This window comes from Amycolatopsis sp. NPDC059021 (assembly GCF_042739895.1).
Taxonomy (GTDB): domain Bacteria; phylum Actinomycetota; class Actinomycetes; order Mycobacteriales; family Pseudonocardiaceae; genus Amycolatopsis.
Genome location: NZ_JBHYIQ010000029.1, coordinates 67121 through 77203 on the forward strand (window position 1 = coordinate 67121; position 10083 = coordinate 77203).

Sequence of the window (10083 nt, forward strand, 5' to 3'; positions counted from 1 at the left end):
CCCACTCGCTCGCCCGCCCGCCCCCCACCCACTGCGCCCCTCTCTAGCAGGTGCGGCGCGCGCCGCGCCGCCCCCGCCCCCCCCCCCGGACCGCTGTCAGCGTTTCGGCAGCGGTGGGTTGAGATTCACCGTGAACTGGAGCCATTGCACGGTGACCCCGTTGGCGGGCGAGGTGGGCATCCTCCATTCCTGGCAGGTGTCCCCGCCGAGCCGGTCCCAGATCATCAGGATCGTGCCCGCGCGCGTCGAGCAGCCCTGGTCCAGCACCTTGCCGGGATTGCGCACCGCGAACTTGTAGACGCCGCTGCCCATGCCCTGCGGTTCGACCGTCCACTTCTGACAGTCACCGTTGACCTTGTCGTACATCGTCACCGGATTTCCGTTGTCGACACGGCAGTTGGTATTGTCCAGTACTTGGCCGGAATGCTTGGCCTGGAACTGGTAATAGCCGTCGCCGGTGCCCCAGGGAAAGAACTTCTGGCAGTCCGCGCCGTTCGCGGGCCACTGCTGGACCCGGGTCCCGTTGCCGACTCCGCAGGCCGCGACGTCGGCCATCTGGCCGCTGTACACCGACTGCAGATTGACCCACGCGTCGTCGGCGAGCGCGTTTTCCGCGTCGAACGTGGTGGCGCGGAACCGATAGGTGTGACCCTGCTGCAACAGTCCGGCGGGCACCGTCCACTGCGCGATGGAACCGGACGGCACGTTCCACACCCAGTTGTCCGCGATCATCGTGTCGCGGTCGTAGACGTAGAAGACCGCGGTGAGCGGTCCGCCGTCCGGATCGGTCGGGCGGAACGTCAGCGTCGGGGTCAACGTGCGGGTGTAGGTCACGCCGTCGGTGTCGACGCGGTCGGAGATGTTGTGTCCCGACGCCGGATTCGGTATCGAATTGGCGGCGGGCGCGGCCTGCGCGGGAACCACGCCCGCCGCCGTGGCGCCGAAGATCGCGGCCGCGGCGAACAGCAGTCGCGTTCTTCGGATCGTGCTCGATCTCTTGGTGCGTAAGGAAATTGTGGGCAGCATGAATGAACCCCCGAATACGGTTGCGATGGAATACGCGGCCAGGCAGGGGTTCCGGCCGGGCACCCCACGCCCGCCACACGTCGAACATCGAGGTAACGCACGTCACGGCCGGGAGGTTGCCGCCCGAACGGGCGAACTTCGGGGCAGTAGCGCTGACCTGTGCTTCAGGGCTCCGAGTGCGGTGGTGCGGTGGATGCACCGAGGGACGCCCTCGTCGCAACCGGCTCCCGCCCCAGGCGTCCCCCCCGATCGCGTGGAGTACCGCATGCTGTGAAGGCCTCCTTCATAGCGCTGAACGCGCTGAATGTTCCCTTCACCACACCAAAGTCCACAAGGGACTAAAGCGCTTCGTGCAACGATTTCGCGGCGTGGTCGTAGCGACCTCCGTGCTGACCCGCGTGGCGTAATTACGCCATCGGAGACCGAAGAAAGTAGTGGGCGAAGCGGGGGCGGCCGGCCGGCCTGGTGGCAACCGGCCTACTGCGGCATTTTCCCGCGGCAGCCCCGCGTCGTATTTCCGACATCGCGATTCTCCTGGTTCCAGGACCGGAATAATGTGGTCGTGTCGGACGGAGAACGCCCACGCCCGCGGCAAGAATTCGCTGGAGGACACCATGACCATCCGGAAGGCATCCGGTCCGCTGCTCGCCATCGCGGTCGCCGCGACCGTCGCGTTCTCCGGTCAAGCCGCGGCCGCCCCGGCCGTCCCCGCTTTCGCACCGCCGGACATCCCGGCCGCGAACGTCATGGCCCACCTCGACCAGTTCCAGTCCATCGCCACCGCCAACGGCGGCAACCGCGCGCATGGCCGCCCCGGATTCCGCGCCTCGGCCGACTACGTGAAGGCGAAGCTGGACGCGGCAGGCTTCCAGACCAGGTTGCAGGCGTTCACCCACAACGGCGCCACCGGCTGGAATGTCATCGCGGACTGGCCCGGCGGCAATCCGAACGAGGTCGTCTTCCTCGGCGCCCACCTCGACAGCGTGCCTGCGGGTGCTGGCGTCAACGACAACGCCTCCGGTTCGGCCGCCGCGCTGGAGACGGCGCTCGCCGTGTCGCGCGCCAAGCCCGTACTCCGGAAGAGCCTGCGGTTCGGCTGGTGGGGTGCGGAGGAACTTGGGCTGATCGGCTCGCGTTACTACACCACCTCGCTGCCCGCCGCCGAGCGCACGAAGATCAAGAACTACCTCAACTTCGACATGGTCGGCGCGAAGGGAACCACCTCCTGGGGCGTGTACAACGACAACGCCGCCATGCGGCAGATGTTCGAGACCTACTTCCGCGGCAAGGGCATCGCCACCCGGCCGATGGACGTCGGCGGCCGGTCGGACCACGCCAGCTTCAAGAACATCGGGGTACCCGTCAGCGGGATCGGCAGCGGTAAGGACCCCTGCTACCACTCACGCTGCGACGACATCAACAACGTCGCCGCGAACGTGGTGGGGGTCAGCACCAACGCCGCCGCGCACGCCGCCTGGACCCTGGCGGGCGCGACGGCCGCCGGGACCGAGTGGCCACGGCACACTGCCGCATGGAGCAGCATCGCTGCGGTAGAGGCGGGATCGGCCGTGGCGGGATTCCGCCGCGCCGGCCTCCGGGAAGCGACAACTGGGGACGAGGGGGCGCTGACCGGTTGACCGACAAGAACATCACGCACCAGGTCGGTCTGCTCGATGGCGACGAGCCCGGACTGCACGATCACCCCTTTCCCGGTGGGGCAAGAGGATTCATGCCGGCCACGCGAGTGTCGCGGGGTCGGTGAGGAACGCCGCGCGGCAGGCCCCCCGACGCCGCGGAACCTTCGCACCGCGGCGTCGAGCAGGCCCTCGTCCTTGTCGGTCAGCCGGTGTGCGAACACGCCGGCTTCTTCGTGTGTTCAGGTCAGGTGGTCGAACTCCCCGCTGGCCCACCGGATGTGGCTTTCCGCGGCACGGTGCACGACCTGCTTGGCGTCGCGGTCGATGCCGTCGCCGCCGAGCGTGTAGAGCCGGTCGTACTCCCAGGCGTCGAGCCGATCGACGATCCGGCGCACCACCGCGGGGGAGAGCGGCACGAGCTTGGGGAAGTTCCGGGTGAACGAGACCCACGCCGGATGCTTCGGGACGCCGCTGATCGAGTCGCCGACCAGCAGCGTGCCGTCGCTCGTGCGCGCGATCGAACTACCGCGCATGTGCCCGCCGACCTGGATCAGTTCGAGTCCGGGCAGCGGCTCCGCGTGCTCCTTCCAGTATTCGATCACCGGGTCGGGGCGGGGAACCCATTCCTCGTCGTCGGCGTTGACCAGCACCGGCACGCGCCCGAACTCGTGGCTCCAAGCGACCTGCGCGGCGAACATGTGCGGATGACTCGTCGCGATCACCGCGACCCCGCCGAGTTCGCGCACCAGGCCGAGCACCTGCTCGTCGAGATAGGCGGGCGGATCCCAGAGCAGGTTGCCGCGCGGGGTCCGCACGAGGAAGGACCAGTGACCGATGGCGAACCGCGGTTCCCGCCGGAAGCTGTGCACACCGCGGCCGTGGTCGCGGTGCACGGTTTCGTGCGGCTGCGCGGCCAGTTCCTCGTGCGTCACCCAGCGCTGCCCGTGCGGGCCGAGGTCGCCGCGTTCCTCGATGCTCACCTCGCCCCGGTCGAAAACACAGCCGTCGCGCGGTGGTGGCTCCGGGGATTCCGGGTGTTCCAGGCCGCAGCCGTCACAGATCCACGTACTCATCCACCCATGATCGAACCTCCAGCGCACTGGAGGTCAACCCGCTCTGACCAGGCGAGTTCGTAAGTGAACCGCTCGGTTGCCGTCTCGACCCGACAGCCATGGGGTCGTAATGTCGAGTCCCATGAGTAAGAAGGACGAGGGCGGCAAGCACGGCGACCAGGACCGGCAGGGCCATCCGGACAGCGACCCGAAGAAGTGGGTCGACCCGGGCAAGGACGATGGGAAACATCCCGAGGGCAGGAAGGACAAATGACCGGCACCGCCGCCCTGGACGCGGTGCTGGCCGAGGAAGGACAACTGCCCGAGCCATGGCGCGACGCCTTCCGGTCGGTCGACCGTGCCTGGTTCGTACCCGACCAGTGCTGGTTGGACGATGAGCACGGCCGGATCCGGCCGCTGGACCGGACCAGTGATCCGGATGGTTGGTTCGCCGCCGTCTACGCGAACGAGCCGCTGGTGACCCAGTACGACGACGGCGCTACCGCCTGGCCCAGCACGGACGGACGCACGCCGACCAGCTCGGCGTCGCAGCCCAGCGTGGTGCTGGCGATGCTCGCCGCGGCGGATATCCAGCCCGGTCAGCGGGTGCTGGAGATCGGTACCGGCACCGGCTACAGCGCTGCGCTGATCGCCGCGCGGGGCATCGCGGTCACCACGATCGAGGTCGACGACCACCTCGCGGCCGCGGCCGCGGCTCGGCTGGCCGAACACGGCTATCCGGTGCGGGTGATCACCGGCGACGGTGCCGCCGGCGATCCGGAGACCGCGCCGTTCGACCGGATCATCTCCACCGCGTCGGTACGGGCCGGGACGATCCCCAACGCCTGGCTCACCCAAAGCCGCCCGGACGGGCTGATTACCACCCCGTGGGGCAGCAACTACCTCAACGGCCAACTCGCCCTGCTCACCGTTCACGCCGACGGCACCGCCACCGGTCGGTTCGGCGAACCACTGCGATTCATGCGCCTGCGCGCCCAGCGCCGGTACCTCTACCAACCACCAGCGGAGGAAATCGAACGCGCCGACCGGCGCGACATCCACCTTGGCGGCCACGACATCTACCGCATGATCACCGCGACCGAAGCCGGGTTCGCCATCGGCGCCCGCTTGCCCGAGTGCAGCCTCACCGTGGACTACGACATCGATCACGACGGACACCACCACGTCGAGATCGCGGATCCGGAAAGCCGCTCCTGGGCCCGGCTTGACGCCGATCTGGCCGCCGGAAAACTCACCGCTCAGCAGACCGGCCCCCGCAAACTCTGGGACGAAGCCGAAGCCGCCTACCACTGGTGGCACCAGCACGGCGAACCCGGAATCGATCGATTCGGCCTGCTCGTGACGCCCCAGGAACAACGAATCTGGCTGGACCGGCCTGCCGGCACGGTGCACATGACACTCAGCTGACCAGGGTCAGCGGGTGCGGAGGTCAGTGAGGAACGCGGTCCAGGAAGCGGGGGCGAAGGCGAGGATCGGGCTGGCGGCACCGAGTTTGGTGTCCCGGACGCCGACCAGGCCGGGGACGGTGCCGACCTCGACGCAGCCGTTCTCACCACCCTGGCTGTAGCTGGCCTTGTGCCAGTCGGTAGCGGCGGCGAGAGCGGTGGCCGGGTCCTCATACGTCATGGTGATCGCAGATCCTTTGCTATCCGGCGGAGGAGAGTGGGGGAGTCCTTCGGTTTCGTGGCCTGCACGCGCAAGCGCGTCAGGGCGTTACGGTACCTGGTGATCTCCTCAAGCTCCTCGTAGTAATAGCCTTTGACAAGGGTCTCCACGTAGACACAGCCCGGATAGTTCTCCAGCTCTGGCGGCGCCGTCAGGATAGTGAAGGTGCCCTCGGTGCCGTTGTGTGCGCCCGCGTCCAGTGGAAGGATCTGCAGATCGATGCCGGGCCGTTCGGCCAGCGTCGCGAGCTGCTCCAGTTGTGCCTTCGTTACCTCGGGGCTACCGACAACGCGCCGGAGTGCGGCCTCGTCGATGACACGCCAGATCTTCGGTGGCTGTTCGCGTTCCAGTACTTCGCGTTGCCGGGTCATCCGCAGTTCGACCAGCTTCCGGATCTCCTTGATCGGCATGCCGGAACGTCCGGCGCGGATGACTGCCTCGGCGTACTCCGGCGTTTGGAACAGGCCGGGCGGCACGAGCGCGTCCCAGCTCTCGATCTGCGGTGAGGAGGATTCCAGGCCGAGAAACAGGTTCAGGTGGCTGACATAGTTGCTTACCGAGGGCTCGAAGCCGATCCACCAGTCCTTGCCCCGCTTCGCCCGCGCCCGCAGGTCGTGGAAGAAGTCCGCGCGCTCGGACTGACCGAAGATCTCCAGCATCTTGTCCAGTTCCAGGGGTTTCGGCAGCGAGCGGCCCGCCTCGATGTGACCGACGGCGGGCACGCTGCCCTTGACCGCCTGCGCGACCTCGTCCCGCGTGAGGCCCGCGCTGTCGCGCATGCGCCGCATCTCCATGGCGAACCACCACTTGAGCGCGGTCGGGCTCTGTCCGGACGCCATCATGGCCTCCCCGTTTTTAGTGGTCCCAGTTTGAGCATGCTCAGATTGTAGTATGCTCACTGTGACCCGGATCTCTGTGGTGCTGGACACTACTCGGCGATCGGGGCCGGACCAGGGAGGACGCGCGATGGGCGCGTCGCGATGGAGGAGGCAGCGATGACCGGCGACCAGGCTGATTCCGCGGAGGCGGACGACAACCAGGAGATGCTCGATCCGCTCGACACGCCCGAGGGATTCGACGAGGCAGTGGCGGAGATGGTGGCCGAGGACGCGCCCCGGCTGTTCGCGGTGGTGCAGGTGTACGGCGATCGGGTGGACGCCAGGGTCGGGGCGTGGGGTATGGCGTTCGAGAACCGCGCCGAGGTGGTCACGCCCGACGGCCGCCGACGGCTGGTCCTCGGCGCGCCGGAACGCGCGCTGCGCTGGTTCGCCCGGCCGGCGAACGTCACCGCGCACCTGAAGTGGGTCGACCCTGCCGCACCCGACATGCTCTGAAGGCCACCTTGAGGGCGTTGGCGTCCCTCAAGGTGGCCTTCAGAGCCCAGTGCCGGGGTTATCGCGGAATCAGCGCGGACGGCCCGGGACACCGGGGCGCGTCTGCCACGGGTGGGGTCCGTCGAGCGGCCGGTACTCGACGCCGAGCGCGTCCAGCCGCGGCAGGTGGTGATCCCGCAGTCGCGGCAGGAACTCGGCGAAGTCGCGGCCGGCCGGGCTCCAGGCGACCTCCGCGACCGCGCACAGGCGGGGGAACGCGGCGTAGTCCGCCCGGCGCACGGTGTCCAGATGCTCGCTCCACAACTGTGCCTGCACGCCGAGCATCCGCGGCCCGTCCAGCGCGGGCTCGTACCCGTACATGTGCTCGAGCGTCTGGACGAAACCGACCGGGATCGGCTCGTCGGGGTGATCCGACTGCCGGTGGTCGAGGTAGACCCGGTCCTCGGGGCACAGCACGACGTCGTGGCCCGCCTCGGCCGCCTTGATGCCCGCGGCCTCCTCCCGCCAGGCCCCGATCACCATGGGCGGCAGGTCGTCGGAGTCGAGAACCTCGTCCCAGCCGTGCGCGCGACGTCCACGCGAGGTCAGGTACCGCGCGAGGTCCGCCACGAACCGGGCGTGGGCCTGGGTTGCGCCGGGGACCTCGTCGCCGCCGACGCAGATCACCTCCGACGGGAAGATGTCGAGCACATGGTCGAAAACCCGGCGGAAGAAATCCAATGTGGACTCGACAGGGTTGAGCAGCGAGGTGCTGACACCCCATGAAGTCCAGACTTCCCAAGGGGTCCCGGAGTCCGGCCCGAGTTCCGGGTAGGCGGTGATCGCGGCCCGCGCGTGGCCGGGGACGTCGATCTCGGGCACGACGGTGACCGCGCGCGCCGCCGCGTAGGCGACGATCTCCCGCAGGTCGTCGGTGGTGTAGAAGCCGCCGTGCGGACGGCCGTCGCGCTCCGGGCCGTCGTGCCGCCCGACCATCGACTCCCTACGCCAGGAGGCGATTTCGGTCAGCCGGGGGAACTCCGGCACCTCGATCCGCCAGCCTTGGTCGTCGGTCAGGTGGAAGTGCAGCACGTTGAGCTTGTGTGCGGCGAGGAGATCGATGAACCGCAGCACCTCCGCCTTGGTGCGGAAGTTCCGCGCGACGTCGAACAGACAGCCTCGCCAGCCGTAGCGGGGATGATCCTCGATCACCCCGCAGGGCACAGTGGACGGTCCACTGTGGAGGGGTGCGGCGCGGAACGCGTCCGGCCCGGCGAGCTGACGCAGGGTCTGCCGCCCGTACACCTCGCCGGCCGCGTCGGCGACGTGCAGGGTGACGCCGCCGGGGTCGATTTCCAGCCGGTAGCCCTCCGCGGGCAGGTCCGCACCGGACCGCACGGTGACCTCGGCGGGCCACGCGCATTCGCCGGGCAGCGGGGTCACCGAGACCGGGCGGGGGAGCAGGGTTTCGAATCCGTGCATGTCAGCCTTTCACCGCGCCGCCCAGTCCGGAGACCAGGCGTCGCTGGACGAAGATGAAGAAGACCAGTACTGGGATCGTCATGAGGGTCGAGGACGCCATCACCGCGCCCCAGTCGGTGTCCTCCGGTTTGAAGAACACCAGGATCGCCTGCGGCAGCGTCTGGTTTTCGGTCTTGGAGATGATGAACGTCTTCGCGAACAGGAAGTCGTTCCAGGCGTGGATGAACGCCAGCACACTGACCGCCACCAGGCCGGGAGCCACCAGCGGGAACAGGATCTGCCAGGTGAACCGCATCCGTGAAGCACCGTCGAGCTTCGCGGCCTCCTCCAGTTCGACCGGCACCGCCGCGACGAACCCGCGCAGCATCCAGATCGCCAGCGGCAGGCTGAACGCCAGGTGCACCAGTACCAGCGAGCCCAGCTCGTTCAGCCCGAAGGACGGGACGACGCCGCCGATCGAGCGCATCAGGAAGAACAGCGGGATCGTCAGCGCTTCCACCGGGACCATCTGTGCCACCAGGATCATGATCAGCAGCACGGTGCGTCCCTTGAAACGGAACCGGGTCAGCGCGACCGCGGACAGGAACGACAGCAGCAGCGACAACACCACGACGACGACCGCGACGAGCAGGCTGTTGAGGAAGAACCGCCCGAAGCCGGACACCGTGAGCACCCGGGTGAAACTGTCCAAAGTGGGCGCGAACGTCCACGGTTTCGGGTGCGCGGACTGGATTTCACCCGCTGGCTTGAACGCCGAGAGCACCATCCAGTACAGCGGGAACGCGACCATCCCGGCGATCACCACGGTGACGATCTCGGCGATCAGCCTGCCGGGACGCCGGACGCGGCGCGGTTTCGCCGCACTCAGTGGCATCACACCCATGCCGCGCTCCGGTGCTGTGACCGGACGTAGAGCCCGGTGATCGACAGGAGCAACAGCGTCATCACGACTCCGATCGCCGACCCGAGCCCGTATTCCTGCCCGGCGAAGGCCTGCTGGTAGGCGTAGACGTTGAGCACGAGGTTGCGCCCGGCCACGCCGCCGCCGTTGGTCATCACGTAGATCTGGGTGAAGATCTTGAAGTCCCAGATGATCGACTGGATGGTCGCGATCATCAGCAGCGGCCGCACCATCGGCAGGATCACCGACCAGGTCGTCCGCCAGCCGGACGCGCCGTCCAGCGACGCGGCCTCCAGCACCTCGTCGGGGATCCCCTTGATGCCCGCGTACATCGTCACCATGACGAACGGGAACGAGCACCAGATCACCTCGGCGGCCACCAGCCCGAACGCGTCGAACGTCCCGAAGGTCCACGAGTGGTGGGCCATCGAGCTGAACCCGAGGCCCGAGAGCACCTCGTTGACGATCCCGAAATCGGTGTCGAACAGGAACAGCCAGACATACGATCCGGCCATCGCGGGCGTCGCCCACGCGCCGAGCGCCGCTAGGAACAGCAGGATCCTGGGCAGCGCCCGGACGCGGCTGGCGAGCACGGCGAGCCCGGTGCCGACCACCAGCCCGCCCACCACGCACACCGCGCCGAACCCGACGGTCTTGCCGAGCACGGTCCAGAACTGCAGATTGGCCAGCAGTTCGGTGTAGTTGGCGGCGCCGAGGAACACCAGCGGGGCGGTGCCCGCGGCCTGGGACTGCCCGTAGTCGTAGAACGAGATGACGACGAGCTGGTAGATCGGGTACGCGAGGACCGCGGCGAGCAGGATCCCCGCCGGGGCGAGGTAGAGCGCGGCGGCCCGGCCGTCCCGGCGCCCCCCCCCCCCCCAAGGGGGCGGGGGGGGGGGGGCCCGGGCGGCGCCCCGCCGGTTGTGGGGGTCACAAGCCCAACCCGTCACGTATAAAACAAATACACAGCCCCCCAAAAATAAAAA

General features: G+C 68.3%; 11 protein-coding genes. 4 read left to right on the plus strand and 7 right to left on the minus strand.

Translation table 11 applies throughout. The annotated features are described in order from the left end of the window. Window positions 1-96 precede the first annotated feature (96 nt). The gene (locus ACFWX1_RS19330; RefSeq protein WP_378389063.1) at window positions 97-1026 is read right to left on the minus strand and encodes an RICIN domain-containing protein; all 930 of its coding nucleotides are present in this window, start codon (window positions 1024-1026) and stop codon (window positions 97-99) included. A 614-nt stretch (window positions 1027-1640) separates the two neighbouring features. Here ACFWX1_RS19330 and ACFWX1_RS19335 point away from each other — a divergent pair. After that, a complete protein-coding gene (locus ACFWX1_RS19335) occupies window positions 1641-2663 on the plus strand; it encodes a M28 family peptidase (RefSeq protein WP_378389065.1) in 1023 nt (340 codons plus the stop codon). A 239-nt stretch (window positions 2664-2902) separates the two neighbouring features. Here the strand turns inward: ACFWX1_RS19335 and ACFWX1_RS19340 are convergent, their stop codons facing one another. Then, window positions 2903-3736, minus strand: a complete 834-nt coding sequence (locus tag ACFWX1_RS19340) for a hydrolase (RefSeq protein WP_378389067.1) — start codon at window positions 3734-3736, stop codon at window positions 2903-2905. Window positions 3737-3857: 121 nt separating this feature from the next. Here ACFWX1_RS19340 and ACFWX1_RS19345 point away from each other — a divergent pair, with 121 nt between their 5' ends. Both ACFWX1_RS19345 and ACFWX1_RS19350 read left to right on the plus strand, forming a co-directional pair. Continuing rightward, window positions 3858-3989 carry a hypothetical protein gene (locus tag ACFWX1_RS19345; RefSeq protein WP_378389069.1) on the plus strand — a complete coding sequence of 44 codons (132 nt, stop codon included), beginning with the start codon at window positions 3858-3860 and terminating at the stop codon, window positions 3987-3989. Then, window positions 3986-5143 carry a methyltransferase domain-containing protein gene (locus ACFWX1_RS19350; RefSeq protein ID WP_378389071.1) on the plus strand — a complete coding sequence of 386 codons (1158 nt, stop codon included), beginning with the start codon at window positions 3986-3988 and terminating at the stop codon, window positions 5141-5143. Before ACFWX1_RS19345 ends, ACFWX1_RS19350 begins: the two co-directional genes overlap by 4 nt. 6 nt (window positions 5144-5149) lie before the next feature. On the opposite strand, the gene ACFWX1_RS19355 is transcribed toward ACFWX1_RS19350, so the two are convergent. Then, entirely contained in the window at window positions 5150-5362 is a 213-nt protein-coding gene (locus ACFWX1_RS19355) for a DUF397 domain-containing protein (protein ID WP_378389073.1), read from the minus strand. Further along, entirely contained in the window at window positions 5359-6243 is an 885-nt protein-coding gene (locus tag ACFWX1_RS19360; RefSeq protein ID WP_378389075.1) for a helix-turn-helix transcriptional regulator, read from the minus strand. The genes ACFWX1_RS19355 and ACFWX1_RS19360 overlap by 4 nt, the downstream gene beginning before the upstream one ends. Window positions 6244-6396: 153 nt before the next feature. On the opposite strand from ACFWX1_RS19360, the gene ACFWX1_RS19365 reads away from it, so the two are divergent. Then, a complete protein-coding gene (locus tag ACFWX1_RS19365; protein ID WP_378389077.1) occupies window positions 6397-6735 on the plus strand; it encodes a hypothetical protein in 339 nt (112 codons plus the stop codon). Between the two features lie 69 nt (window positions 6736-6804). Here the strand turns inward: ACFWX1_RS19365 and ACFWX1_RS19370 are convergent, their stop codons facing one another. Genes ACFWX1_RS19370 through ACFWX1_RS19380 form a run of 3 tightly spaced genes read right to left on the minus strand, consistent with a single transcriptional unit; the run spans window position 6805 to window position 9918 of the window. Continuing rightward, window positions 6805-8196 (minus strand): beta-N-acetylhexosaminidase, encoded by a 1392-nt coding sequence (locus ACFWX1_RS19370; protein WP_378389079.1) that lies wholly within the window; start codon window positions 8194-8196, stop codon window positions 6805-6807. Between the two features lies 1 nt (window position 8197). After that, on the minus strand, window positions 8198-9079 hold the full coding sequence (locus ACFWX1_RS19375) for a carbohydrate ABC transporter permease (protein WP_378389081.1): 882 nt from the start codon (window positions 9077-9079) through the stop codon (window positions 8198-8200). Beyond that, complete coding sequence (locus tag ACFWX1_RS19380; protein WP_378389124.1) at window positions 9070-9918, minus strand: carbohydrate ABC transporter permease; 849 nt, start codon at window positions 9916-9918, stop codon at window positions 9070-9072. Before ACFWX1_RS19380 ends, ACFWX1_RS19375 begins: the two co-directional genes overlap by 10 nt. Window positions 9919-10083: the final 165 nt, after the last annotated feature.

Bases quoted from the DNA above. Each gene is read 5' to 3' on its own strand.
- ACFWX1_RS19330 (WP_378389063.1), bottom strand. From the start codon at position 1,026: ATGCTGCCCACAATTTCCTTACGCACCAAGAGATCGAGCACGATCCGA.
- ACFWX1_RS19335 (WP_378389065.1), top strand. From the start codon at position 1,641: ATGACCATCCGGAAGGCATCCGGTCCGCTGCTCGCCATCGCGGTCGCC.
- ACFWX1_RS19340 (WP_378389067.1), bottom strand. From the start codon at position 3,736: ATGAGTACGTGGATCTGTGACGGCTGCGGCCTGGAACACCCGGAATCC.
- ACFWX1_RS19345 (WP_378389069.1), top strand. From the start codon at position 3,858: ATGAGTAAGAAGGACGAGGGCGGCAAGCACGGCGACCAGGACCGGCAG.
- ACFWX1_RS19350 (WP_378389071.1), top strand. From the start codon at position 3,986: ATGACCGGCACCGCCGCCCTGGACGCGGTGCTGGCCGAGGAAGGACAA.
- ACFWX1_RS19355 (WP_378389073.1), bottom strand. From the start codon at position 5,362: ATGACGTATGAGGACCCGGCCACCGCTCTCGCCGCCGCTACCGACTGG.
- ACFWX1_RS19360 (WP_378389075.1), bottom strand. From the start codon at position 6,243: ATGATGGCGTCCGGACAGAGCCCGACCGCGCTCAAGTGGTGGTTCGCC.
- ACFWX1_RS19365 (WP_378389077.1), top strand. From the start codon at position 6,397: ATGACCGGCGACCAGGCTGATTCCGCGGAGGCGGACGACAACCAGGAG.
- ACFWX1_RS19370 (WP_378389079.1), bottom strand. From the start codon at position 8,196: ATGCACGGATTCGAAACCCTGCTCCCCCGCCCGGTCTCGGTGACCCCG.
- ACFWX1_RS19375 (WP_378389081.1), bottom strand. From the start codon at position 9,079: ATGGGTGTGATGCCACTGAGTGCGGCGAAACCGCGCCGCGTCCGGCGT.